Here is a 25,666-nt window from a genome sequence, read left to right on the forward strand (position 1 = left end):
GCACATGCCGCGCTCTGCCCGTCTCACCACCCTGGCCATGGCCGTCTCGGCGCTCGGCTACACGGCCCTCGCGTGCTGGTTCACGATCACCACGCTCGACCGGCCCTCCTCCGTCCGCCAGCTGGACCTGAACGTCTACCTCGGCGCGATCGGCACCGTCTCCCGGGGTGCGCCGCTGTACTCGTACGCGGCCCCGAACGGCGACCCGTTCACCTACCCGCCGTTCGCGCTGCTGGTGCTCTGGCCCGCCGGCCAGGTGCCGGACGGCCTCCTCCGGCTCCTGTGGACGCTGGCCACCTGCGGGGCCGTGGTCGCCATGGCCGCCGTCGCCGTCCGCCGCGCCGGGAGGAGCCGATGGCTCTTCGCGGTGGCCGCGCTGCTGCTGGTGTCGGCCCCGCTGCAGAGCGACCTGAGGTTCGGGCAGGTCAGCGTGTTCCTGGTGGCGCTGGCCTTCGCCGACGCCGCCGGCGTCGTCCCGCCGCGGTGGCGGGGCGTGCTGATCGGCCTGACCTCGGCGATCAAGCTGACCCCGCTGCTGTTCATCGGCTACCTGCTGGTCACCGGGCAGCGCCGGGCGGCCGCGCGGGCCCTCGGCGTGTTCGCGGCCTGCGGCGCGGTGGCCGCCGCCGTGCTGCCCCGCGACTCGCTGACGTTCTGGACCGGCGCGGTCTTCTCGACCTCCCGGATCGGGGACCTGTCCATCGGCGGCAACCAGTCGCTGAACGGCATGCTGCTGCGCCTGCCGCTCACCGACGCCGACCGCGGGACCGCCTTCCTGCTGCTGGCCGCGGTCGCCTGCGGCGCCGCGCTGTACCGGGCGCGGGACCTGTTCCGGACGGGGCACGCCACCGAGGCGGCGGTCATCACCGGATGCGCGACCCTGGCGGTCTCCCCGGTCTCCTGGACCCACCACCAGGCGTGGACGGTGCTGGCGGGGATCCTGCTCTTCGCGCGCGGCTCGCTGCTCCGCCGGACGGCCGCGGTCGCGATCATCGCCGTCATGGTCGTCCCCGGCCCCGCCCTCGGCCACGGCGTGCTCGGCTTCGCCGCCGCCAACGCGCGGGCGCTCTGCGCGTTCGCCCTCTGCTGCCTCGGCCTGCTCACCGCCTGGCGCGCCGCCCGCACACCGCACCTGCTGCTGGCCGGCCGCCTGCGGCTGCGCCCCCGCGCGCTGGCCGCGGCCGGCGGCGCCGCCGTCCTGTTCGCGGGCGGCCTGGTGGTCACCCACCTCATCCAGGTCCGGATGCTGACCACCGACGACCTGGCGGCGCCGGTCTGGCAGGAGGCCCTCGGCTACACCGAGGAGGGGGGACGCCCCCGGACCGAGTGGCCCGAGGTCGCGCCCGGCGGCGAACCGGTCAACTACGGGGCGTCCTACGACGGCGAGACCGCGCTGGTGGCCGCCGGGGCGGTGGGCCCTGCCGTGCAGCGCCTGGTGCTGGCCACCTCGGCCGGCGGGCCGCGCTACGACGTCCCGCTGACGGCGTCCCCGCGGCCGGGAACGCGGCTCTTCGCCCTGTCCATCACCGACGCCTCCAGCGCCGACCTGCTCGCCTACGACGCGGCCGGCCGGCTGCTCTGCCACTGCGGCGGCGGGAAGCTCAGCGGCTCCTGACGAAGCGAGGCGCGGGGGCGGACGAGCCGGCCTGTAAGCCGGGTTCTGTGCCCGTCTTGCGACGGGTGACGGCCATCCATCTCGGACCGCCGTTGCCGGCGGCCTCCAGCGGTCTACCCGCAGGCTCGGGCGGGCCGCCCTCGAACGCCTGCGCAGAAGGCTGTCGCCTTCCTCTTGACCTTGCTCCAGGTGGGGTTTACCGAGCCGCCCACGTCACCGTGGGCGCTGGTGAGCTCTTACCTCACCGTTTCACCCTTACCACCGGCCAGGCCGGTGGCGGTCTGTTTTCTGTGGCACTGTCCCGCGGGTCGCCCCGGGTCGGCGTTACCGACCACCCTGCCCTGTGGAGCCCGGACTTTCCTCGACGGGGGCGCAAGGCCCCCGACGCGGCCGTCCGGCCGGCTCGTCCGCCGTACGGGCAAGCCTAGCGGGTTCGGCCGATGGGGAAGACGCCGCCGGGGGCCGCGTAGGAGATGGGGCCCTGGTAGCGGGTGGCCGCCCGGGTGATCGCTTCGGTGGGGGTGAGGGAGCGGCCCACGTGGGTCAGGAGCAGGGCGGCGGCGCCGGCGGCGGTCGCTGTTTCGCCTGCTTGTTCCGGTGTGTGGTGGGCGGGGGTGGGGGCCGGGCCGTCCGCTTCGCAGAGGAGGACGTCGCAGTTCGCGGCGAGGGCGGTGAGGTTCGCGCAAGGGGACGTGTCGCCCGAGTAGGTCAGGGAGGCGCCGGGAGTCTCGACGCGGAGGGCGAAGGCCGGCATCTCGTGGGAGACGGCCCGGGAGGTGAGGGACAGGTCCCCCAGGCGGGTCCGGTGGCCGTCGTGGAGTTCCTCGACGGCGAAGGCCGACTCGACGGGGCTGCGGGCCGGGCCGTTCGTCAGGAAGCCGGCCAGGCGGTCGGCGGTGCCGGGCGGGGCGAACAGAGGGATGGGCTCCTTGAGCTCGATGTCGGCGTACAGGGCGCCGTAGTAGGCCGTCAGCAGGTCCGCGCAGTGGTCGGCGTGCAGGTGGGAGATCCAGATGCCGTCGAGCTCGTCCAGACGGGTGTGGCGCTGCAGCTCGGCCAGGGTGCCGGTGCCCGCGTCCATCCAGAGGCGGGTGGTCCCGTGGGACATCAGGTAGCCCGAGCACGGATTGTCGACGGACGGGTACGGCGTCGCCGAGCCGAGGACGGTGAGGGTGAGGGTGAGGTCGCCGGTCATCCGGCGACCCTACGGCAGCCGGGCCAGCGCGGCGTCCAGGCGCCCCTCGGGCAGGTCGTGGTCGCGCATCTCCCCCGACAGGTAGCGGTCGTAGGCGGCCATGTCCAGGTGGCCGTGCCCGCAGAGGGCGGTGAGGATGACCTTGGCCTCGCCGGTGGCGGCGCAGCGCCGGGCCTCCTCGACGACGGCCGCGAGGGCGTGCGTCGGCTCCGGCGCCGGGACGATGCCCTCGGTGCGCGCGAACAGGACGCCCGCCTCGAAGCACTCGCGCTGCGGCTTGGCCGTCGCCCGGAACAGCCCCAGCTCGTACATGTGGGACAGCAGCGGCGACATGCCGTGGTAGCGCAGGCCGCCGGCGTGGATCGGGTCCGGGACGAAGTCGTGCCCGAGGGTGTGCATCTTCAGCAGGGGCGTGAAGCCCGCGGTGTCGCCGTAGTCGTAGGCGTACCGGCCCCGGGTGAAGGACGGGCAGGCCGCCGGTTCCACGGCGAGGACGTCCGGGGAGTGGCCGCCGGCCAGCTTCCCGCGCAGGAACGGGAACACCAGGCCTGCGAAGTTGGAGCCGCCGCCCGTGCAGCCGACGATGAGGTCGGGCGCCTCCCCCAGTTGCTCCAGCGCCTCCTCGCCGATCACCGTCTGGTGCATGAGCACGTGGTTGAGGACGCTGCCGAGGGCGTAGCGGGTGTCGTCGGGCGCGGCCGCCTCGACGGCCTCGCTGATGGCGATGCCGAGCGACCCGGGCGAGTCGGGGTCGTCCGCGAGGACCTTGGCGCCGGCGGTGGTGCGCGGCGACGGGCTGGCGTGCACGGTGGCGCCGAACAGCCCCATCATCGACCGCCGGTACGGCTTCTGGTCGTAGGACGCCCGCACCATCCAGACCTCGCAGTCCAGGCCGAACTGGGCGCACGCGAACGCCAGGGCGCTGCCCCACTGGCCCGCGCCCGTCTCGGTGGTGAGGCGCCGGACGCCCTGGCGCGCGTTGTAGTACGCCTGCGGGACGGCCGTGTTCGGCTTGTGCGACCCGACCGGCGAGCCGCCCTCGTACTTGACGTAGATGCGGGCGGGCGTGCCGAGGGCCTTCTCCAGGCGGCGGGCCCGGATCAGCGGGGTCGGGCGCCAGAGCCGGTAGACCTCGCGGACCTCTTCGGGGATGTCGGTGAAGGGCTCGGTGCTCACCTCCTGCGCGATGAGGTCGGCCGGGAACAGCGGCGCGAGGTCGTCCGGGCCGAGCGGGGCGCGGGTGCCCGGGTGCAGGGGCGGCGGCGGGGGCGCGGGCAGGTCGGGGACGATGTTGTACCAGCGGCGCGGCAGCTCGACCATGGCGGCCTCCTCGGTGACGGGCGCTGCACGCAACGTAACCGAGGAGGCGGCGTCAGTCCAGGTGGTGGGTGTCGTTGAAGGACCGCAGGGACGCCGGGCCGTCCTCGTACCACTGGACGGCCGACAGCGACGCCACGTCCAGCTGCATCCGGTACAGCGACGCCATCGGCGCGCCGAGGGCGTCCTTGACCAGCAGCTTGATGGGCGTCACGTGCGAGACGACCAGGACCGTGCGGCCCGGGTGGCGCTCCTTCAGCCGGTCCAGGCCGGCCCGGACGCGGCGGGACACCTCGGCGAAGCTCTCGCCGCCCGGCGGCGCGACGGCCGGGTCGGCCAGCCACTCCTTCAGCCGGGCGGGGGTGCGCTCGCCCGCCTCGGCGAACGTCAGGCCCTCCCAGTCGCCGAAGTCGGTCTCCCGGAAGCCCTCCTCGATCTCCACCTCCAGGCCGGTGGCGGCGGCGGCCTCGGCGGCGGTCGCGCGGCAGCGCGCCAGGGGGGAGGAGACGATCGCCTCGATCCCGCGCCCGGCGAGGGCGCGGGCCGCGGCGCGGGCCTGGTCGAGGCCGCGGTCGGTGAGGGGGTGGTCGCCGATGCCGGCGAAGCGCTTCTCGGCCGACAGCGGCGTCTCGCCGTGCCGCAGCAGGAGCGTGGTGAGGGGCGTCGTGCTCGCCGGGGACCAGGCGGGGGCCGCCGGTGCGGCGGGGACCGACGCCTGCACCGACCACTCCTCGCCGCGGGCCGCGGCGTCCATCGCCTCGTTGGCCAGCCGGTCGGCGTCGGCGTTCTGCGCGCGCGGGATCCAGCCGTAGGCGACGCCGGCGAAGGACGCCGCCGCCTCCCGGGCGCGGGCCGCGAGCGGCACCATGTCCGGGTGCTTGATCTTCCAGCGGCCCGACATCTGCTCGACGACCAGCTTGGAGTCCATCCGCACCCGCACGCGCGCGCCGGGGTCCAGCTCCGCCGCCGCCTCCAGGCCCGCGATCAGGCCGCGGTACTCGGCCACGTTGTTGGTGGCGTGCCCGATCGCCTCGGCGACCTCGGCGAGCACCTCGCCCGACGCGGCGTCGCGGACCAGCGCGCCGTACCCGGCGGGCCCCGGGTTGCCCCGGGAGCCGCCGTCGGCCTCGACGATGAACTCCGTGCTCATGGTCTCGCCTCCGCTCGACGGCTCGCCGCCGTTTCACGCGGCGGCTTCCCTCGTCGCAGGCTCCTCAGTCCAGCCACCGCGCGTCGGCTCGCGGTGCCCGTGGTCTCCTCGCCGGCGCTCACAGCCCCGACTCGGCGGTGCGGACCAGGATGCGGCGGCACTCCTCGCAGCGCAGCACGTCGTCGTCGGCCGCGGCGCGGATGCGGTTCAGGTCGACGGTGTTGAGCGCCAGGCGGCACCCCTGGCACGACCCCCGGTACAGCACGGCCGCGCCGACGCCGCCGAACTGGCCGCGCAGCTTCTCGTAGAGGGCGATCAGGTCGTCCGGGACGTCCTTGGCGACGGCGGTGCGGGCGGTGGAGGTGGCGGCGGCCTCGTCGTCGATCTTGTGCTGGGCCTCGTCGCGGCGGCCGGTCAGCCCGGCCAGCTCGCGCTCGGCGGACTCGCGCTCGGCGCGCAGCCCGGCGACCTTGGCCTCGGCCTCCTCGCGGCGCTCCATGATCTCCAGCACGACCTCCTCCAGGTCGCCCTGGCGGCGCTGCAGCGAGGCGATCTCGGCCTGCAGGCCGGACAGGTCCTTGGCCGAGGTGACCATGCCCGAGTCGAGCCGCTTCTGGTCGCGGTCGGCGCGCGCGCGGACCTGCTCGACGTCCTGCTCGGCCTTGCGCTGCTCGCGGTCCAGGTCGCCGAGTTCGGTCTCGGCGGCCACGATGGCGTCGCGCAGCTCGCCGGCCCGGCCCTGCAGCCGGTCGATCTCGGCGAGCTCGGGCAGGGTGCGGCGGCGGTGCGCGAGGCGGTCCAGCGAGCTGTCGAGCTCCTGCAGGTCGATCAGGCGCTGCTGGGCTTGCGGTGCGGCTTTCACTTGTCTCCTTCGTCGTGCAGGCGCCACGCGTCGGTGACGAGCGTGGACACCCGGGTCTCCAGTGTGCCGGTCGCGCCGGCCAGCAACCGCCGTTCGGCGTCGGCCAGCCAGGGCCACTCGGTCGCCCAGTGCGCGGCGTCGACGAGGGCGGGGCCGTCGTGCTCGGCGAACTCCGAGGCGGGGTGGTGGCGCAGATCGGCGGTGAGGTAGACGTCCACGCCGGCGGCGCGGGCGGTGTCCAGCAGCGAGTCGCCCGCGCCGCCACAGACGGCGACGGTGGCGACCTGGCGGTCGGGGTCGCCGGCCGCCCGCACGCCCCAGGCGGTGGCGGGCAGGCCGGCGGCGGCGCGGGCGGTGAACTCGCGCAGCGTGAGCGGTTCGGGCAGTTCGCCGACGCGGCCGAGGCCGCGGCCGGAGTCGTCGCCGGCGGGGGCGAGCGGGCGCAGCTTGCCGGTGAGGCCGACGGCGCGGGCGAGCGCGTCCGACACGCCGGGGTCGGCCACGTCGGCGTTGGTGTGCGCGGTGTACAGCGCCGTCCCGGCGCCGATCAGCCGGTGCACGGTGCGGCCCTTCGGCGTGGTGGCCGCCACGCTGGTGACGCCGCGCAGCAGCAGCGGGTGGTGGGTCACGATCAGGTCGGCGTCCCAGTCGAGCGCCTCGTCGACGACGGCGGCCAGCGGGTCGACGGCGAACAGCACCCGCCGCACCTCCTGGCCGGGGTCGCCGCAGGCGAGCCCGACCGCGTCCCAGGACTCGGCCCATGCGGGCGGGTACAGCGCTTCGAGGACCGCGATGACTTGGGAAAGACGCACGTTCCGCAGGCTACCGCCCCCGGGCGGTCCAACCGTGTCGTACGCACCGTACGGAACCGGACGCGCGCGGTCTGCGACGATGGGCGCACCGCCGACCGAGAGGAGATCTTCATGTCCGAGCCCGCCGCGACCCGTCCGCACATGCCCGGGTACGGCATCCTCGGCACGGACGAGGGCAGCGGCCTGCTCCCCTGGTCCTGGGCCGTGGAGCGGCTGGAGGCCGCCCGCAACTTCTGGCTGAGCACGGTGCGGCCCGACGGCCGCCCGCACGCCATGCCGGTGTGGGGGGCCTGGGACGGGGAGCGGTTCTGGTTCTCCTCCAGCGTGCCGTCGCGCAAGCTGCGCAACATCCGGGAGAATCCCCAGGTGGTGGTGACGACCGAGGCGGCCGAGGAGCCGGTGGTGCTGGAGGGGACGGCCGAGATCGTGACCGACGCGCGCGACCTCCAGCGGTTCATCGACCTGGTCAACGCCAAGTACGCCACCGGCTATGGTGTGGATTTCCTGGATCCCGCGGTGAACGCGACGGTAGCGGTGCGGCCGCAGCGGGCATTCGGGCTGAGGCAGGGAGACTTCACCGGCTCCCCCACCCGCTGGTCGTTCGAAACGTGACGCGGCCCGCGGGATCAATCAGCGGAACCATCGCGTTGGAGAGTGTGTGAAGTCACCGTTTCGCCGCCGCAGGCGGGTCAAGGGGCGTGTCGCCGCCAAGCGCAAGCCCGTCGAGCAGGAGATCGTCGACTGGCCGCACGAGGGGACCGGCAAGTCGTCCCTGATGGGCGCCATCCGCGGCGACGGGGAGACCGGCGCCGGGTTCGGCGGCGGCATGTTCGAGGACCTGGCCTCGGCCTTCGAGGGCTCCAAGAAGATCAAGATGGAGGAGCAGCAGGCCCAGCAGACGCGCCGCGAGGACGACCACCAGGTGGCCGGCGGCGGGCGCGACGACCTGGACTCCGGCCGCATCCGCATCCGCCGCGCCGGGGCCGACCCCCAGCCGGAGTGACCGGCATCGGTCGAACACATGTTCGATCGCGCGGGTTATGCTGAGGCCGTGAGCACGCACGTACCGCCCGGCTGGCCCGCGCAGGTGCATCCGCCGGGCGCCGAGCGCTTCGAGGACACCGCGCTGACCTGGCTGCTGGAGCTCGTCCCGCCCGAGTACCGGCGGTACGGGGTGCTGCGCCGCTACCCGGTGGCGCTCGCCCGGATGGCGCGGCACCACGTGCACGCCTCGGTGGAGGCGGCCCGGACGGGCTTCCGGTCCGCCCGGGTCGAGCTCGCGGGCGCCGTCCCGCCGCACGGCATCGAGTCGGTGCTGGAGACCTACCGGCAGGAGGGCGCGCGGCTGGTCGCGCTGCTGCAGTCCGTCGACCTGGTCGAATCGGCGCTGCGCGACCGCGAGACGGCTCCCTAGGCCCCCGCCGGCACGACCGTCAGGAAACGCGGCGGGCGCTGGGCCGAGCCCGCCAGGCGGGCGGTGACCTCGGCGCGCACCCGGGGCACGACGGCCATCGGCACCAGCGCGACCGCGCAGCGGCCGATCGCCAGGCCGCCGAGCGCACCCGCCGCGCGGGCGGTGTCCAGTGCGGCGTCCAGCACCCGGTCCGGCAGGACGCCCTGGCGCGTGCGGGCCTCGGTGAGCAGCGGGCCGAGCGCGGCGGGATCGCCGGCGTCCAGCGCGGCGGCGGCACGCTCGACCAGGCCGGGAAGCGGGGCGGGCGGCGAGGCCGTCGCCGCGGCCGCCACATCCATGATCATCAGCCGTAGCCCGGCCCCCGCCAGATCGCAGGGCACGGGCCCGCCCGCCATGGTCCGGGCTCCGTCGCCGGTGGTCAGGACCGCGTGCGCCTCGCGCGCGGCCAAGGACACCGCGTGCGCCGGGTCGCGGACGGACGCCGCCGCATGCTCTGGCCCGTACAGGTCGCCGAGCGCCAGTCCCACCGCGCAGGCCATCTCGCCGCCGCTCAGCAGCCCCGTCTCGGCGGGCAGTTCGCCGTTGGTCACCAGCCGGACGCCCGGGATCGGCCCGCTGCGCGCGCGCAGCGCGGTGACCGCGGGCTCCGCCCAGGACGGGATGTCGTCCGGCCGGGTCTCCTCGTTGAAGAAGAAGTGCTCGCCGTGCAGGTTCATGGAGAACAGCTCGGCCGTGCCGTCCTCTCCCGGCCCTGCCGCCACGGTCGCTCCCCACGGCAGTGCGACAGCAAGCGACGCTCCCGGGCCGCTCAGCAGCGTGAGGCCGCCGCGCGCGCGCCGCACCGTGACGGGCGCCGCGCCGAAGGCCCGCTCGAACACGTACGCGGTGAGCCGGAGCTCCGGATCCGCGGCGGGGGTCTGCGCGACGCCCCTCTCCTCGGTGGAGGTCATCCGTCGTCCTTTCGTGCCGGTACGCGGCAGGCGTCGCCGAGGGCCAGGGCCAGCGGGACGGCGAGCCGTCCGGCCGGCTCGGGCCGGCACCGGTGGCGCACCTGCTCGCGGTCGCGTTCGGGTGCCACCGGCGGGTCGGTGAGCGTCGCCCACCACGTCCACGGCGTGCGGACGAGCCGCAGCAGCGCCGCGCGGTGCAGGTCGCGGGGCCGCAGCGGCGTCCTGGCGAAGACCAGGTAGGGGGCGGCGCAGTAGGCGAGCGCGGGAGCCGGCCCCCAGGCGGGGTCCGCGGCGATCGCGGCGAGCACGGCCGCGTAGCCGGCCACCGACCCGGCGACGGCGCGCGACGGCGCGACGCCCAGTCCGCGCAGCCAGGACCGCCGGCCCCGGCAGGCGTGGCCGCGCGGCGTGGTCCGGCAGGGCACGACGGCGAGGCCCTCGGCGCCGGGCGCGGCGCAGCGGCGGAGCCGGACGGTCGCCATGCCGAACGCGCCCGGGTCCAGGCCCTGCGCCCGCTCCCCCGACCGCTCCAGCAGCGCGGTGCGGGCAAGGAGGGCGAACCCGGCGCCGCGCCCGTCCGCCATCTTCCCGGCCGGATCCACCGTGCGCGCGAGGTCCAGGGCGCGTTCGACCGGCAGGTCGGCCGGGACGAGGTCGAGCACCTGCAGCCGGTGTCGGCGCGCGTAGGCGGTCGCGGAGCGGCGGGCCGGGGCGGGCAGCGCCGCCCCGGCCGCGGTGGCCGCCGTGTAGTCCCCGGTGCCGGTCGCGGCGTCCCAGCGCAGCGGCCCGCCGGCGGCGGCGGGCACCCGGGGCAGGCCGGCGACCCGGCGGCGCAGGCGCACCGCGTGGACCGCGACGCCCGCCGCGACCAGCACGGATCCGATCACGCCAACTTCTCCAGCCGGCTCGCGGCCTCGGCGGCGCCCCCAGCGGCGGCGAACGACTCCCGCACCCGCCCGGCGGCCTCGCGGTAGGCGGTGCCAGTGAGCACGTCGACGAGCGCCTCGCGCAGCTCGGCGGCGCCCGCCCGGCCGTAGCGGACGGTGCGCCCGGCGCCCGCCGTCTCCACCTGCCGGGCGATGATGGGCTGGTCGGCGCGGATCGGCGCGACGACGAGCGGCAGCCCGTGCGCGAGCGACTCGCACACGGTGTTGTGGCCGCCGTGCGTGACCACCGCCGACATCTGCGCCAGCAGCTCCAGCTGCGGCACGTGCGGCCGGACCAGCACGTTCGGCGGCGGGTCGCGCAGCACCCGGTCCGGCGCGACGAACACCGCCTGCACGTCCAGGTCCGCGACGGCCTCGGCGGCGGCCTGGAGGAACCGCGCCCCGGCCGCGCCCTCCACGGTGCCGAGCGACACCAGCACGGCGGGCCGCCCCTCCTGCAGCCACTCCCACGGGAAGTCGCCGCCGGGCGGCCGGCTGAGCGCGGGCCCGACGAACGCGAAGTGGTCGGGGAAGAAGGAGGTGTCGCCGAGCAGCGCGCTCGTGGTGAAGACCAGCGTCAGGTGGTCGGAGAAGCGCAGGTCCAGCAGGTCCTCGATGCCGTGGTCGAGCTGGAAGTCGCCGATCTGGTCGCGCACCCACTCCTCGACCAGCGGCATCCCGGCGAGCGGGCGGGTGAACTCGGCCGAGGTGGTCGCCGACGTCGCCCACGGCACGTCGCACAGCCGGGCCGCGACGGGGGCGGCCAGCACCTGCTGGTCGCCGACGACGACGTCCGCGCGGAACTTGCCGATGGCCTCCTGGACGCCCGGCAGCATCGCGTGCCCGAGGGGGACGATGAACTCCTCCCACAGGAACTTCAGCGCGGCCGGCCCGCGCAGCCCGCGCCACTGCTCGCGGGCGGCGGTGAGCCGCTTGGCGAACTCGGCGTCCCCGGCCGGGAAGATCCGCGAGCCGGGCTTCAGCAGCGGCTCCAGCATCGTCTTGTGCCCCACCCAGGCGACGCGGTGGCCGCGTGCGGCGAGCTCGGAGGCGACGGACACGGCCGGGTTGACGTGCCCCACCAGCGGCGGGACGGCGAACAGGAAGCGGCGCCGGCCGCCGCCCTCCTCCACGGGCGGCGGCGCCGCGGCCGTGCCGCCGAGCGAGGCGGGTATGTCGTCGAGCAGCGAGGGGACCTGGACGCGGCGGCCTCTCATGCCGTCCCTCCCGCGGACGCGGCGGGCACGGCGGTGCCGGCGTGGTGGGCCAACCAGGGCAACATGACCTCCAGGAGCTCGGCGGTGCCCTCGCGCAGCACGGTGTGCGCGTGGCCCGCCATGATGTGCAGGGTGCAGTCGGGGACCGAGCGGAGCAGCAGCCGCCCGGCGTCCACGACGTCGGAGTGCTCCCCGTAGACGGCGAGCACCGGGCACGGCAGCGTGGCGAGGGCGGCGGGCAGGACCGGCCGCGCCGCGGCCAGGTCGGCCAGCAGGCTGGTGCCGTTGACCAGCCCGCCGGCGGTGGCGGCCTGCCGGCCGCGCCGCCGCTCGCCCGAGCGCAGCAGCCGGCCCGCCAGGTCCTCGTACTCCAGCGCGAGGGCGGTGCGGGCGAGGGTGTTCAGCACGTCCTCGGCCCACCCCTCGGCCTGCGCGGCGGGGCCGTAGGACTCGATCAGCACCAGCCCGGCGACGCGGCCGGGGCGGGCCAGGGCGGCGTTCAGCGAGACCAGGCCGCCGAAGCTGTTGGCGACCAGGAACACCGGGCCGCGCACGTCCAGGGCGTCCAGCACGGCGAACAGGTCGGCGACGGCGTCTTCGGGGGTGTACCCGGTGGCGGGGCGGCCGGTGCGGCCGTGGCCGCGCTGGTCGTACAGCACCGGGCGGGCGCCGGCGGCGGCGACCGGCCCGGCGAGGGTGTAGTGGAAGCTGGCCAGGTCGTCCAGGATCAGGCCGTGGACGAACACGACGACCGGCGGGTCCGCGGCGGCGCCGGCGCGCGGTTCCAGCGTCTGGACGTGGAACCGCACGCCGCGCGCGGTGACCTCGGGCATGGTCCTCCTCAGGGAAGTTCGCGGCCGGGGGAGCCGGCCGCCGGTCAGACGGCGGTCGCCTGCAGCCGCGCCCCGATGTGGCCGACCAGGCCGCCGACGGTCATGCCCATGATCTGGTCGAGGTCCAGGCCGGCGATGTAGGCCGGGAGGTCCACCCGGTCGCCGTAGCGCCGCTGCAGCCGCTCGGCGAGCGCGATGAACTCGATGCTCTCCATCGCCAGGTCCTCGTGGAAGGTGGTGCCGGGCCCCACCTCGGCCTCCAGCAGGAAGTCCGCGCCGATCACCTCGACGAGCATCCGGACGACCTCGCCGAAGATGTCGTCCGCGCCCGTGTCACTGTGCGTCATCTTCTCTTCTCTCCTCGTCCTCGATCCGCGTGCTCCCGCGCCGCTCCCCGAGCGTCCAGGTCACCACGTGCCCTTCCAGCAGGCGCGACTCCACCTCCACGGTCACCTCGGGGCCGGTGACCAGCAGCCGCCCGCCGCCCGCGGCGGTGACGGCGAAGTCGCGCGGGCGGCCGCGCAGCCCCGTCCCGGCGGCCTTGGCGGCGGCCTCCTTGGCCGTCCACAGCCGGGTGAGGACGGCGGCGCGGTCGCCGTCCAGCCGCTCGGCCAGGGCCAGCTCGGCGGGCGTCAGCGCGACCGCCTCCAGGGCGCCGCCCCGGTCGGCGACGGCCTCGACGTCGATGCCGGCCGGCGTCCCGGTGTCGCGGACGAGCGCGACGCCGAACGCGGCGGTGTGCGCGATCGACACCTCCGGCGCCTGCGCGAAGGGGCCGCTCACCACGGGCCGCCCGTCCTCGTCGTTGCCGACCCGCACCTCGGCCGGGAACAGCGGGCCGTGCCCGCGCTCCCACAGCCAGTGCCGGACGGCGTCCTTGGCCGCGATCCGGCCGAGCAGCCACGGACCCTGCGCGCGGGGCGCGAGGGCCTGGTACTCGGCGCGCTCGGCGGCGCACAGGTACTGGCGCATCAGCAGGTCGCGCGAGGGCGTGCCGTCCCAGCGGGGCCGCGCCAGCGTCCAGCCGCCCGGCTGCGGCTCGCCGGTGCCGGTCGTGCCGGGCGCGAACTTCAGCCGCCACACCGGCTCGTCGGTGTAGAAGCGGTAGGTCGTCCACCCCTCGACGCGCGCCCGCACCGTGCCGTCGGCGCCGGTCAGCTCGGCGTCGCAGCGCAGCGTGGTGTCCGACACCGAGCGGTTGCGGACGGTGACCTCCAGCCGCTCCCCGGCCGGAGGCGGCGGCGCGTACCAGGTCACCCGCTCGATGCCGACGGGGAAGACGGTCTGGTCCTTGTCGCCGCGCACCTGGATCCAGTGGCCGCACAGCTGCCCGGCGCTGTCCAGCGTCGCGCCCGGCGTGGGCAGCGCGGTCAGCGTGGCGCGCAGGCCGTCGCGGGCGAGCGAGCGCATGCCGGTGACGCCCCGGTAGAGCGGGCCGTGGAACATCCAGCGCTCGGCGTAGAAGCGGTCGGCGGTGACGGCGGGCGGGCCCTCGCCGGTCAGCGGGGTCCGGTCGGGCTCGGGCGGGCGCGGGTGGCGCGCCGCGAGCAGGACGGTCCCCTCGGTGTGGTCGCTGATGACGACCCGGACGCGGTGCACGCCGTCGGCGCCGGCGGGCTCGGCGAGCCGCGCGTGCACGTCGGCGGTGGTGGGCGGGTCGGCGACGACCCAACGCAGCGCCCGCACCTGCTCGTACCCGACGACGTGCAGGTCGGGGAACAGCTCGCGGGCGGTCCCGGCCATCACCTCCAGCAGGGTGGTGAGCGCGACGACCGGGAACCGGTCCGACATCTCGGGCCAGCCGGGGCGCTGCTCGATCAGGCAGTGGTCGGCGACGTAGGGCATCGCCTCCAGCGAGAACACCCGCGAGGTGGTCAGCTCGGTGGCCGCCGGGCCCGCGGCGGGCGATCCGCCCCCGCCCGGGGCGCCGTACTCCAGCGCCTCCAGCACCGCCTGCGCGCTGGTGGCGGTGTCGCGCAGCAGCGCGTCCAGCTCGGCCAGCACCGGGTCGCCGGCCGGCGGCGCGGGGCGCGTCCCGGTGTCCGGGCGGATCGGCTCGACGGCGCCGCCGAGGGTGACCAGCGGCGTGCCGAGGTCCAGCCGGACCGTGTTCTGGCCGCCCGGCGCGGGCGGGGCCGCCGCCGAGCCGTGCCCCTCGGCCCACAGCGCCGCCACGACCCGGCGCAGCTGCCCCATGCCGTCGCGGCGCGGCACGTTGACCGCCATCGCCAGGTGCTCGCGGTCGCCGAGCCGGTCGCCGACGAACCCGGTCAGGCTGCCGGGGCCGACCTGCACGAACGCCCGGACGTTCGCGCCGTACAGCTCCTCGACCAGCTCGCTGAAGCGGACCGGCTCCAGCAGGTGCCGCACGAACACCTCGCGGACCCGCGCGGGGTCGGCCGGGAACGGCTCGACCGTCGTGCCCGACCAGATCGCGACCCGCGGCTCGCGGATCGGCAGCGTCCCGAACGTGCGGTGCAGCGGCTCGATGTAGACCTCGGCCAGCGGCGTGTGGAACCCCGACCGGAACGGCAGCTCCTGGCCGAGGACGCCCTCGGCGGCGAGCCGGGCGCAGATCTCGCGGACCTGCTCGGGCGGGCCGCAGATCACCGACTGGTGCGGGCAGTTGTCGTGCGAGACCACGACCTCGGGCCGGTCGGCGAGGGCCTCCAGGGCCCGGTCGGCGCCGCAGCCGAGCGCGGCGTAGGCGGCGTCGGGGACGTCCAGGTCGGCGGGGTCCAGGGTGTCCAGGAACGCCGCGGCGGTGTCGCCGGGGCACATCCCCGAGACGATCATCGCGGTCCACTCGCCGACGCTGTGCCCGGCGACGACGTCCGGCTCGATCCCGGCGGCGGCGAGCGCGGCGGCCAGCACCCGGCCGGTCGCGATCACGTCGGCGGCGTGGCCGGGCAGGTCGGTGCGGCCGGTGAGCATCGGCCGGCGCAGGCCGAAGTGGGCCGCGACGTCGTCCACCCGCGGCTCGAACGCCGGCTCGAAGCCGGGGAACAGGAACGCCAGCCGGCCTCCGGTCGCCAGCAGCGGCCGCGGCGTGAACCAGATGTCGCTGCGGCCCCGCCAGGGCGTGCCGCGCTGCACCACGGCGCGCGCGAGGTCCAGCTTGCGGGCGGTCGGGCCGACGACGGCGAGGCGGCACGGCAGGTCGGCGGGCTCGGTGTCCAGGGCGGCCAGCAGCGCCGCGTCGTCCTGCTCCAGCATCTCGGCCAGCTCGGCGGGCGTCGCCGCCGCCAGGCGCAGCACCGGCTCGTCGCCGAGGCGCGGCGTGCGCACCCGGCGCGGCCGGCGCGCGGCCGGCGGCTCCTCCAGCACGACGTGCGCGTTGACGCCGCCGAACCCGAAGGCGTTCACGACCGCCCGGCGCGGCGCCCCGGCGGGCCGCTCCCAGCCGGCCGGCTCGCGGACCGGCGCCAGCCGCGTCCCGGCCATCGCCGGGTGCGGCTCGCGCACGTGCAGGGTCGGCGGCAGGACGCCGTCGCGCACCGCGCACACCGCCTTGATCAGCCCGGCGATCCCGGCCGCCGGCATCGCGTGCCCGATCATCGACTTGACCGTGCCGACCGGCAGCGGCGGCCCGGCCGCGCCGAACACCCGCAGCAGCGTGGCGATCTCGGCCTCGTCGCCGGCCGGGGTGCCGGTGCCGTGCGCCTCCACCAGCCCCGCCGCGCCCGGGGCGGCCGGGTCCAGCCCGGCGTCGCGCCAGGCCCGCTCGACCGCCAGGACCTGGCCGTCCACCAGCGGGCTCATCAGCGCCGCGGCGCGGCCGTCGCTGGAGGACCCGACGCCGCGGATCACCGCGTGCACCCGGTCGCCCGCCCGCTCGGCGTCGGCGAGCCGCTTCAGCAGCACCACGCCGGTGCCCTCGGCCAGCAGCGTGCCGTCGGCGGACCGGTCGAACGGCCGGATCCGCCCGCTCGGGCTGAGCGCGCGCAGCCGGTTGAACACGCTCCACAGCGTCGCGTGGTGGGCGTGGTGGACCGCGCCCGCCAGCATCGCGTCGCACTGCCCGCTGCGCAGCGCCCGCACCGCGTGCTCGACGGCCAGCAGCGACGACGCGCACGCCGCGTCCAGGGTGTAGGCGGGGCCGCGCAGGTCGAACCGGTTGGCGATGCGCGCGGCGGCGAAGCTCGGCACGAGGCCGGCCGAGGAGTCGGGCCCGTCGGGGCCGAGCCGGTCGCAGAACGCGCGGCGGATCTCCTCCACCCGGTCCGCGCCGAGATCGGGCAGCAGCTCGCCGAGCACCCCGGCCAGCTGGTGCGAGGTGCGCACCCGGGTGTCGAACCGCGCGACGCCCGGGGTGATGTAGCCGCCGCGGCCGATGACCACGCCGACCCGGGACCGGTCGGGCAGCCGCTCGTCGCCGCCCGCGTCCGCGATCGCCTCGGCGGCGGTGCGCAGCGCGAGCAGCTGGTCGGGCTCCATGCCCGCCACCGCCGCCGGCATGATGCCGAACCGGGCCGGGTCGACGGTGGCCAGGTCGTCGACGAACCCGCCGCGGCGGCAGTAGAACCGGTCGCTGCGCGGCGCGTCGTAGGACGCCGGGTCGTAGTACAGCCCCGGGTCCCAGCGGTGGGCCGGCACGTCGGTGATGGCGTCCACCCCGGCCCGGACGTTGCGCCACAGCTCCGCCGCCGACCCGGCGCCGGGGAAGACCGCCCCGATCCCGACGACCGCGATGGGGATGGGCTCGCTCACGCGCCGGCCCCGGTGAACACGACCTGGACCTCGTCGCCCTCGGCGAGCTCGCGCAGCAGCGCGGCGACGCCGGCGTCCGGGTCGATCAGCGGGACGCCGCGCCGGGCGTACTCGCGGGCCAGCTCGGGCGTGACCATGCCGCCGCCCGCCCATGGCCCCCAGTCGGCGACCAGCACCCGGCCGCGCAGCTCGGCCCGCCACACCCGGGCCAGGGTGTCGCAGGCGTCGCTGGCGGCGGCGTAGTCGGCCTGGCCGCGGTTGCCGTGCACGCCGGCGATGCTGCCGAGCACCACGAAGAACCCCACGTCGGGGCGGACACTGGCGGCCAGCGCGCGGGCGCCGCCCGCCTTGGTCCGGTAGACGCGCTCGAAGGAGGCCGGATCCTTGTCGCGGATCAGCCGGTCCTCCAGCAGCCCGGCGCCGTGCACGACGCCGTCCAGGCGGCCGTGCCAGCCGTAGACGTCGGCGACGACGGCGTGCACCGACTGCGGGTCGCGCACGTCGGCGGCGTGGTAGCGGACGGACGCGGCGGTGCCGCGCAGCGCGTCCAGGGTGGCGCGCACCTCGCGTTCGGCGAGCGCGCGGCGGACGGCGGCCTCGATCTCGGCGGGCGTGCCCGCGCCGCGCGCGAGGAAGGCGCGGCGCAGCTCGTCCGGGCCCGCGGCCGCGGCGAGGTCGGGGTCGGCCGGCAGGAGCGGCTCGGGCGTGCGGCCGACCAGCTCGATGCGGCAGCCGGTGGTGCGGGCCAGCTCCAGCGCGATGCGGGCGGTGACGCCGCGGGCGCCGCCGGTCAACAGGACCACCCCGTCGGGGCCGAGGTCCAGCGCGCGGCCGGTGCCCGGCAGCTCGGCCGGGACGACGCTGAGCGTGCGGCGCGCGTCGCCCTCGTAGCCGACCTCGACGGGCCCGTCCGGGGCCGCCAGCTCGGCCATGATGCGCAGCGCGACGGCGCGCGGGGTGTCCTTGACGTCGACGTCCATCGCGCGCACGTGCGTCTCGGGGTACTCGCGGGCGATGGTGCGGGCGAGGCCGCGCAGCCCGGCGCCCGGGGTCGGGTCGCCGACGCCGTTGCCGTCGTAGCGGTGGCCGAACGCGCCGTCGGAGCCGCCGGCGAGGAGCAGCCAGCGCAGGCCGCCGGCCAGCGCGTCGCGGATACCGCCGTAGGCGCCGGGCAGCACCGGGCCGCCGCCGGGGCGCAGCGCGGCCAGGTGGACCAGGCCGTCGCAGGGGGCGTCCGGCTCCAGCGGGACGCGGACCTGCGCGCCCTGCTGCTCCAGCAGGGCGGCGAGCTCCAGCGCGATGCCGCAGCCGTCGTCGACGATGACGAACCGGCGGCCGGTGAAGGTGCCGGGCGCCGGATCGGGCGGAGGCGGCGGGCCGAGGTCGGTCACCCGGACGACGTGGCGGAGCGGCGGGGCGATCACCGGTTCCTCCACCGCGGGCTCGTCCGGCACGGGTGCGGGTTCGGCCGCCGGTTCGGCCGCCACGAGATCGGGGAGCTCGGGCTCGGGGCCGGGCCCGCCCAGGTGCTCGCCGAGCCGGCCGACGATCTCGCCGATGGTCTGCACCCGGGCGAGCCGCTCCACGACGGAGTCGGCCAGCCGGGCGCCGGGGGCGGCCAGGCCGAGCCGCTCGGCCAGCGCGCCGACGATCTCGGTGCGCTTGATCGAGTCGATCGACAGGTCGGCCTCCAGGTCCAGGTCGGCGCCGAGCATCGGCTCGGGGTACCCGGTCCGGGCGCTGATCACCGAGAGCACCGCGGCGCGGATCTCCGCCGGCCCGTGCTTCTCCGGTCCCGGCGCCGGCACCGGGACCGGCACCCGCTCGGGCTTCGGCACGGTCACCTCCGGGCGCGGCGCGGGCACCGGCGGGATCGCCGCGGCCGGCTCGGGCGCCGCCGCCGGCGCCGCCGGGGCGCCGCCGATGAAGCCGAGCACGACGTCGCGCTGGGCGGCGACGAGCTCGCGGCTGGTGCGCAGGTACTCCAGCACCGCCTGCTCGGCCACCCCGCGCCCGCCCGCCGGGACGGGCACGGCGGCCGGCGGGGCGACCCGCTCGGCGGGGCGCAGCGCGTTGTCGAGGTAGGCGCCGTCGGCGGTGCGCACCAGGTGGCCGTTGACGATCCAGCCCGGCACGGCCGTGTCGGCGGCGGTCACCACCTGGGCGTCCCGCCCGGCGAACAGCGGCAGCGCGTCCACCGGGACGCCCGCCGCCGCCAGCTCGGCGAGCGCCAGCAGCAGCCGCTTCAGGCCGCCCTCGCCGGGCGCGTCGCAGTGCACCGCCGTGTGCGGGCGGTCGCCGAGGATCTCCCCGACGAGCCCGGTGAGCACCCGGCCCGGCCCGGCCTCCACGAACACCCGGGCGCCCGCCTCGTACATCGCCTCGATCTGCTCGACGAACCGGACCGGCGCGGCGACCTGCGCGGCGAGCGTCGCGGCCAGCTCGGCCGGCTCGCTGTCGTAGGGCGCGGCGGTGGTGTTGGACCACACCGGGAACGCGGGCGAGCGCAGGTCCCGGGCGGCCAGCTCGCCGAGCAGCGGCTGCGCGGCGCCGGCGACCAGCGGGCTGTGGAAGGCGCAGGCGACCTGGAGCGGCTGCGCGGCGACGCCGCGGTCGGCGAGCCGCTCCAGCGCCTCGCGCAGCGCCGGGGCCGCGCCGGAGAGCACCACCTGGCGCGGCGCGTTGTGGTTGGCGACCACGACCTGCGACACCTCGGCGGTCGCGGCCCGGACCTCCTCCAGGGTGGCCGCGACGGCGGCCATCGCCCCGGGGTCGTCGGCGCGGTCGCCGCGCGCGGCGGCGGCGCCGAGGATCGCCTCGGCGCGGGCCACGCTCAGCCCGACCAGGTCCTGCTCGCCGAACACCCCGGCGGCGCAGAGCGCGACCAGCTCGCCGTAGCTGTGCCCGCCGGCCAGGTCGGGCCGCACGCCGAGCTCGGTCAGCAGCCGGTGCACCGCGAGCCCGGCGATGCCGAGCGCCGGCTGCGCGACGCGGGTGTCGGTGAGGGCGGCGCGCTGCCGCCCGGCCTCGTCCTCGGAGAACGCGGCGGGCGGGAACATCGCGGGCGCGTAGCGGCCGCCCTCCGTGCGCAGCAGGCGCTGCAGACGCGGGAAGGCCACGAACAGGTCGGCGAGCATGTTCGGGCGCTGGCTGCCCTGCCCGGGGTAGAGGAACGCGACCTGGCCGGGCTCGCGCGCCTCGTCGGCGACGAACACCCCGGGCGCGGGCGCCAGCTCCCGGGCCTGGGCGATCTTGGCGTCGAGGTCGGCCAGGTCCTCGGCGACGAACGCGACCCGCACCGGGCCGTCGCCGCCGGCGAAGGTGCGGGCCAGGTCGCGCAGCCGCGCCCGGCCACCCGCCAGGGCGGCGAGCCGGTCCAGCTCGGCGCGCGCGGCGTCGTCGTCGGCGCCGCGGATCAGGAACAGCTCGGCGGGCCACTCGGCCAGGCCCGAGACCGGCTCGGGCGCGCCGTCGTACCCGGCGAGGACGGCGTGGAAGTTGGCGCCGCCGAACCCGAACCCGCTCAGCCCGGCGAACCGCTCGCCCGGCGCCGCCGCCCACGGGCGGGCCGCGCGGCCGAACGCGAACGGGCTGGACGCCTCGTCCCACGCCTTGTTCGGCTCGCGCACGTGCAGGGTGCCCGGCAGCACGCCGGCGTGCAGCGCGCGGGCGGCCTTGACCAGCCCGGCGAGCCCGGCGGCGCACTTGGTGTGCCCGATCTGCGACTTCACCGACCCGAGCGTCACGCTGCCGGGGGCGGCCCCGGCGGCGGTGAAGGTCTCGGTGAGGGCGGCCAGCTCGGTGCGGTCGCCGACCTCGGTGCCGGTGCCGTGCGCCTCGACCAGCCCGACCCGCGCCGGCGACACCCCGGCGCGGGTGTAGGCGCGCTCCAGCGCGCGGCGCTGCCCCTCCCCGCGCGGGGCGGTGAGGCCGAGGTGGCGGCCGTCGCTGGACCCGGCGACGGACTTGACGACGGCGTAGATCCGGTCGCCGTCGCGCTCGGCGTCGGCGAGGCGCTTCAGCGCCACGCACGCGACGCCCTCGCCGAGCGCGATGCCGTCGGCATCGGCGTCGAAGGCGGCGCAGCGGCCGCTCGGCGACAAGGCCCGCACCGAGGAGAACAGCAGGTAGTCGTAGATGCCGTTGTGCAGGTCGGCGCCGCCGCACAGCACCATGTCGCTGGTGCCGGCCGCCAGCTCCTTGCAGGCCGAGTCGAGCGCGGCGAGCGACGCGGCGCACGCGGCGTCCACGGTGTAGTTGGCGCCGCCGAGGTCCAGCCGGTTGGCGATGCGGCCGGCGATGACGTTGGTGAGCACGCCGGGGAAGGAGTCCTCGGTCAGCCGCGGCAGCTGGCCGGCCAGGCCCTCGGGGACCTCGCCGAAGTAGCGCGGCAGGTTCGCGCGGGTCGCGTAGGCGGTGCCGAGGTCGGTGCCGGCCTCCGCCCCGAAGATCACCGAGGTGCGGGAGCGGTCGAAGGGGCGGTCGGCGTAGCCGGCGTCGGCCAGGGCGCGGGCGGCGACCTCCAGCGCGAGCAGCTGGACCGGCTCGACGCTGCCGAGCGAGTTCGGCGGGATGCCGTGCGCGAGCGCGTCGAAGGGGACGTCGGGCAGGAACCCGCCCCATTTGGACGGCGTCCGCTCGGCCGCGTCCGGCCCGGTGGCGTCGGGGTCGTAGTAGACGGCGGGGTCCCAGCGCTCGGCCGGCACCTCGGTCACCCGGTCGGTGCCCGACACGATCGTCGCCCAGAACGCGTCGGCGTCGGGCGAGCCGGGGAACACGCAGCCCATCCCGACGATGGCGATGTCCAGCGGGGCGGCGGCGTCGCGCCCGGCCTCCCCGGCGGTGAGGCCGAGCGCGGCCGCGCGGGCGGCCAGGAACCCGGTGGCGCCGGTGGAGACCTGCTCGTGCAGGCCGGTGATGCTGGTGGTCGCCGAGCGCAGCGCGGCCACCTGCCCGATCATGTACATGCCCTCGCGGCGCTGCTCGTCGTTCGCGACGGCGGCCAGCTCCCCCTCCGGCCCGTCCGGGTCGCGGCGCAGCCCCTTGGCGGCGATGCGCAGCCGGCCGAGGTTCAGCTCCTCCAGCCGCCGCCACATCTCCCGGCGCGGCACGCCCGCCTCCTCCAGCTCGCGGCGCGCCTCCTCGAACGCCTGGACGTAGGGGGTGCGGGCGCAGCGGGTGGCGTGCCCGGGCGAGGTCTCCAGCAGCGCGGTGCCGTCGCACTCCACCGCGGCGCGCTGGAACCCCGGCATGATCGCCCCGGCGGCGACGGCCTCGTAGGTGAACAGGTACGCGGTGCCCATCAGCACCCGCACGTCCACGCCGCGCTCGGCGAGCGGCCCGGCGAGCGCGGCGACCATCGCGGCCGACCGCTCGTCGTGGACGCCGCCGGCGAACATCACCGACAGCTCCCCGGCCGCGCCGGGGTCGGCGTCCGCGAAGTCCAGCAGGCGGCCGACCTGGGTCTCCCACAGCGGGAAGCTGGCGCGCGGCCCGACGTGCCCGCCGCACTCCAGGCCCTCGAAGACGAACTTGCGGGCGCCGTCGGCCAGGAACCGCTCCAGCAGGCCCGGCGACGGCACGTGCAGGTAGGCGCTGACGCCCGCCTCCTCCAGCGTCGCGGCCTGCGCCGGGCGGCCGCCGGCGATCAGCGCGTAGGGCGGCGCGGCCTCGCACACCGCGGCCAGCTGCGCCTCGCGCAGCTCGCCCGGGGCGAAGCCGAGGACGCCGACGCCCCAGGGCCGGTCGCCGAGCCGGTCGGCGGTGTCGGCCAGCAGCTCGCGGACCTGCTCGCCCGACATCAGCGCCAGCGCCAGGAACGGCAGCCCGCCGTCCTGCGCGACCGCGGCGGCGAACGCCGACCGGTCGCTGACCCGCGTCATCGGGCCCTGCACCACCGGGTAGTCGCGGCCGACCGAGCCGCCGGGCGGGTCGTCGCGCGGGGCGAGCGGCTCGGCGCGCACGGCGGCGCGGATGCTCGCGGCGATCTGGTCGCGGACGGCCTGCACGACGCCGCCCGCCGTCTTGTACCGGGCCGCCAGGGGCGCGGCGAGCGCGCCGTCCTGGCCGATCGGCAGCAGCCGCGAGCGCAGCCCGTGCGGGCCGAGCCGGCCGTTGATCCCGGCCAGGTCCAGGCAGGACAGCTCGATCTCGGGCAGGTCGGGGCGGGTGTAGACGCGGTGCCCCTCCACCACCCGGGTCTCGCTGCCGTCCATCGCGGCGATCGCGGCGGCGACGTCGGCGGGCAGCTCCATCTCGCGCACGAGCGCGAGCTGGGAGTCCAGCAGCACGCCCGCCGCGCCGCCCGCGACGGCCGCGGCGGCGGTGTGCGGGCCGATGCCGCCCGCCGCGAAGACCGGCACGTTCACCCGGGGGTCGCCGAGCAGGTGCTGCAGCAGCACGAACGTGGTGAGCTCGCCGACCCGGCCGCCGGCCTCGCAGCCGCGCGCGATCAGGCCGTGCAGCCCGGCGCCGCCGTGGGCCGCGGCGACCTGCTCGCCGAGCCGCAGCGCGGCCGCGGCCTCGCGCGGGTCGACGACCTCGACCAGCAGCCGGCGGCCGCGCGCGAACGCGACGGCGTCGGCGGACGCGGCGTCCGGACGCAGCACCGCCGCGTCGATCAGGACGGTGCCCGCCGCCTCCGGCAGCTCGTCCGGGCGCACCCCGCAGCCCGCCGGGACCCGCACCCCGAACCGGCCGGGCCACCAGCGGCCGACGTCGGCCAGCGCGGCGAGCGCGGCGGCGCGGTCGGTGCCGAGGTCCAGCACGCCGAGGCCGCCCGCGCGGGCGACCGCGACCGTCAGGTGCGGGGCGGGGCGGCCGAACGGGCCGACGCCGATGATCTTCGCGGGCGGGCGGCGCCGGCGCCCGGCGCCCGGCCGCCCCGGTTCCGGGACGGCGTGCCCGGCCCGGTCCTCGACCCAGTCCGTGCCCTTCGGCACGCCGCCCGAACCGGCCCCAGCCGTCATGCGCTGCCCCCCGTCGTCCGCGCCGCCGGGTGACCCGTCCGGCGGCGGCCCTGCGACCTGTGCTGTACCCGTGCTGAAAATCCGGCGCGCGGGCCTGGGCCCACGACGCTGCGACACATTACGGGCGGCGACCCTTTGATCACACAGACGACACACCAGCGAGGGCAGGGATCACGGGACTCAAGAGGTTCCCTGGAGACTCTCTTGACGCAAGCGGGACCCCGGGCGGAAGGCCCGGGGTCCCGCTTCGGCGCCGTGCGCGGCGCCACACGTCCTCCTGCCGCGCTACACGCTCGCGAGGGCCTCGCGGCGCTGCGGGCGGATGCCGTGCCGGACGGTGCCCTCGTCCAGCCAGCGGTCCAGGTGCACCCAGGTGGTGCGCATGGCCGACCGGCCCGTCAGCACGCCGAGGTGGCCGCCGGCGGCGACCTCGAACCGCACCTGCGGCGCGCCGGTCAGCAGCGCGCGCAGCGGCCGGACGGCGGCGACCGGCGCGATGCCGTCGCCCCGGCCGGCGATGGCCAGCACCGGCACCCGCACGTCCTGCAGCCGGATCCGGCGGCCGCCGACCGCCAGGCCCTCCCCGGCCAGCGCGTTGTCCTTGAACAGCCCGCGGTAGATCTGCTCCGCGGTGCGGCCGGGATAGGCCAGCATCGAGTCGGTGAAATGATCGATCGCCTCGATCTGCTCCAAGAACTCCCTATTGTCAAGGTTCGTCAGCATCTTGTAAGGACGCAGCAGGTATTTGTCGATGCCGATGAGCTGATAGGAGCGCTTCACCAGCGGCTGCGGAAGTCCCCCGAACAATGCGCCGACCACCCCCGCCTCGATCCCGCCCGTCAGCCTGGCGATCGGCCGGAGCGGCGCGGCGAGCCGCACCGCGGCGGTGTCGATCGGGGTCGCGATCGCCGCCACCGAGGCGATCGGCAGGTCCGGGTCGGCGGCGGCGGTCAGCAGCGCGAAGATCCCCCCGAGGCACCAGCCGACCAGCTGGACGGGCTGGCCGCCCGCGTCCGCGCTGACGGTGCGGATCGCGCCGGGCAGCACCTCCCCCACCCACTCCTCGAAGCCCAGCTCCCGGTCGGCGTACCCGATCGGCCCGTAGTCGAGCAGGTAGCTCAGCCGTCCCGCGTTCACCGTGTGCTCGGCCAGGCTGCAGCCGCGGCGCAGGTCGTAGCAGCGGGCCGGCGCGGCGAGCGGCGGGACGAACAGCACCGGCGGCCCCGCGGGCACGACCCCCTCCGGCGGGCGGTACCGGTAGACCGAGCGCTTGGGGCCGTCGTCGATCATCTCGGTCGGCATCGGCCGCAGGTCGGCCAGGTGGCCGTACAGCATCTTGTGGGCGAGGTGGGAGGCGGCGGTGCGCAGGCTGCGGGGAGAGGGGATCATTTCGTTATTATCCATCTCCATTTGAGGATCGATGGGGCGGAAGATCGGCCGTAAGCGGTCTAGCTCCTGCATAGCATTCATACACCGCATGCCCTGAGACCGATATCACACGTCCATGAAGGACATGTTAATTCGGCTTGACGCACGCCACGGCGGCCCCGGAATGGACGGACGATGAACGACCGGCCGGTCAGCGGCGCCGCCGGCACCGCCCTGACGTGTGGCGACGGCGCCGCGACGCGCCGTGACCGGCCGGGGACCCCCCTCGCGCCGCGGCCGGTCGATCGCGCATAATGACGATCACACCC

17 protein-coding genes and 1 other RNA gene are annotated in these 25,666 nt (G+C 76.7%); 4 read left to right on the forward strand and 14 right to left on the reverse strand.

Annotated features, from left to right (window positions below; translation table 11 throughout):
- The first annotated feature begins 4 nt into the window (after window positions 1-4).
- The gene (locus tag ACRB68_RS31525; RefSeq protein WP_153538883.1) at window positions 5-1,615 is read left to right on the forward strand and encodes a glycosyltransferase 87 family protein; all 1,611 of its coding nucleotides are present in this window, start codon (window positions 5-7) and stop codon (window positions 1,613-1,615) included.
- An 18-nt stretch (window positions 1,616-1,633) separates the two neighbouring features.
- Here ACRB68_RS31525 and rnpB read toward each other — a convergent pair.
- The 6 genes from rnpB to ACRB68_RS31555 form a co-directional block, all read right to left on the reverse strand.
- Window positions 1,634-2,021, reverse strand: an RNA gene (gene rnpB / locus ACRB68_RS31530) — RNase P RNA component class A.
- 18 nt (window positions 2,022-2,039) lie between these two features.
- Window positions 2,040-2,810, reverse strand: coding sequence for an MBL fold metallo-hydrolase (locus ACRB68_RS31535; RefSeq protein ID WP_153538885.1), 771 nt, complete (start codon window positions 2,808-2,810; stop codon window positions 2,040-2,042).
- A 9-nt stretch (window positions 2,811-2,819) separates the two neighbouring features.
- On the reverse strand, window positions 2,820-4,130 hold the full coding sequence (locus ACRB68_RS31540) for a TrpB-like pyridoxal phosphate-dependent enzyme (protein ID WP_153538887.1): 1,311 nt from the start codon (window positions 4,128-4,130) through the stop codon (window positions 2,820-2,822).
- 52 nt (window positions 4,131-4,182) lie between these two features.
- Window positions 4,183-5,277 carry a bifunctional RNase H/acid phosphatase gene (locus ACRB68_RS31545; RefSeq protein ID WP_153538889.1) on the reverse strand — a complete coding sequence of 365 codons (1,095 nt, stop codon included), beginning with the start codon at window positions 5,275-5,277 and terminating at the stop codon, window positions 4,183-4,185.
- A 118-nt stretch (window positions 5,278-5,395) separates the two neighbouring features.
- Window positions 5,396-6,139 carry a zinc ribbon domain-containing protein gene (locus tag ACRB68_RS31550; protein ID WP_328595023.1) on the reverse strand — a complete coding sequence of 248 codons (744 nt, stop codon included), beginning with the start codon at window positions 6,137-6,139 and terminating at the stop codon, window positions 5,396-5,398.
- Window positions 6,136-6,951 carry a Nif3-like dinuclear metal center hexameric protein gene (locus ACRB68_RS31555; protein WP_328595024.1) on the reverse strand — a complete coding sequence of 272 codons (816 nt, stop codon included), beginning with the start codon at window positions 6,949-6,951 and terminating at the stop codon, window positions 6,136-6,138. The genes ACRB68_RS31550 and ACRB68_RS31555 overlap by 4 nt, the downstream gene beginning before the upstream one ends.
- 111 nt (window positions 6,952-7,062) lie before the next feature.
- On the opposite strand from ACRB68_RS31555, the gene ACRB68_RS31560 reads away from it, so the two are divergent.
- From ACRB68_RS31560 to ACRB68_RS31570, 3 genes are read left to right on the forward strand one after another with little or no spacing between them, the layout of a single operon-like run.
- A complete protein-coding gene (locus ACRB68_RS31560; RefSeq protein ID WP_153538891.1) occupies window positions 7,063-7,563 on the forward strand; it encodes a pyridoxamine 5'-phosphate oxidase family protein in 501 nt (166 codons plus the stop codon).
- 46 nt (window positions 7,564-7,609) lie between these two features.
- Entirely contained in the window at window positions 7,610-7,954 is a 345-nt protein-coding gene (locus ACRB68_RS42660; protein ID WP_328595025.1) for a DUF6191 domain-containing protein, read from the forward strand.
- 48 nt (window positions 7,955-8,002) lie between these two features.
- Window positions 8,003-8,365, forward strand: coding sequence for a hypothetical protein (locus ACRB68_RS31570; RefSeq protein ID WP_328595026.1), 363 nt, complete (start codon window positions 8,003-8,005; stop codon window positions 8,363-8,365).
- On the opposite strand, the gene ACRB68_RS31575 is transcribed toward ACRB68_RS31570, so the two are convergent.
- From ACRB68_RS31575 to ACRB68_RS31610, 8 genes are all read right to left on the reverse strand, one after another.
- Window positions 8,362-9,315 carry a GHMP family kinase ATP-binding protein gene (locus ACRB68_RS31575; RefSeq protein WP_153538895.1) on the reverse strand — a complete coding sequence of 318 codons (954 nt, stop codon included), beginning with the start codon at window positions 9,313-9,315 and terminating at the stop codon, window positions 8,362-8,364. The genes ACRB68_RS31570 and ACRB68_RS31575 overlap by 4 nt on opposite strands.
- A complete protein-coding gene (locus ACRB68_RS31580) occupies window positions 9,312-10,202 on the reverse strand; it encodes a hypothetical protein (protein ID WP_153538897.1) in 891 nt (296 codons plus the stop codon). Before ACRB68_RS31580 ends, ACRB68_RS31575 begins: the two co-directional genes overlap by 4 nt.
- Window positions 10,199-11,458 (reverse strand): glycosyltransferase, encoded by a 1,260-nt coding sequence (locus tag ACRB68_RS31585; RefSeq protein WP_153538899.1) that lies wholly within the window; start codon window positions 11,456-11,458, stop codon window positions 10,199-10,201. The genes ACRB68_RS31580 and ACRB68_RS31585 overlap by 4 nt, the downstream gene beginning before the upstream one ends.
- Complete coding sequence (locus ACRB68_RS31590; protein ID WP_153538901.1) at window positions 11,455-12,291, reverse strand: alpha/beta fold hydrolase; 837 nt, start codon at window positions 12,289-12,291, stop codon at window positions 11,455-11,457. The genes ACRB68_RS31585 and ACRB68_RS31590 overlap by 4 nt, the downstream gene beginning before the upstream one ends.
- Window positions 12,292-12,335: 44 nt before the next feature.
- Window positions 12,336-12,638: an acyl carrier protein gene (locus ACRB68_RS31595; protein ID WP_153538903.1), complete on the reverse strand. Its 303-nt coding sequence runs from the start codon at window positions 12,636-12,638 to the stop codon at window positions 12,336-12,338.
- Window positions 12,625-17,001 carry a beta-ketoacyl synthase N-terminal-like domain-containing protein gene (locus ACRB68_RS31600; RefSeq protein WP_207709881.1) on the reverse strand — a complete coding sequence of 1,459 codons (4,377 nt, stop codon included), beginning with the start codon at window positions 16,999-17,001 and terminating at the stop codon, window positions 12,625-12,627. The genes ACRB68_RS31595 and ACRB68_RS31600 overlap by 14 nt, the downstream gene beginning before the upstream one ends.
- Window positions 16,998-23,969: a type I polyketide synthase gene (locus ACRB68_RS31605; RefSeq protein WP_153538905.1), complete on the reverse strand. Its 6,972-nt coding sequence runs from the start codon at window positions 23,967-23,969 to the stop codon at window positions 16,998-17,000. The genes ACRB68_RS31600 and ACRB68_RS31605 overlap by 4 nt, the downstream gene beginning before the upstream one ends.
- A 285-nt stretch (window positions 23,970-24,254) precedes the next feature.
- A complete protein-coding gene (locus tag ACRB68_RS31610) occupies window positions 24,255-25,358 on the reverse strand; it encodes an alpha/beta hydrolase (RefSeq protein ID WP_153538907.1) in 1,104 nt (367 codons plus the stop codon).
- Window positions 25,359-25,666 lie beyond the last annotated feature (308 nt).

The organism is Actinomadura macrotermitis, assembly GCF_009604375.1.
Classification (GTDB): Bacteria; Actinomycetota; Actinomycetes; order Streptosporangiales; family Streptosporangiaceae; genus Spirillospora; species Spirillospora macrotermitis.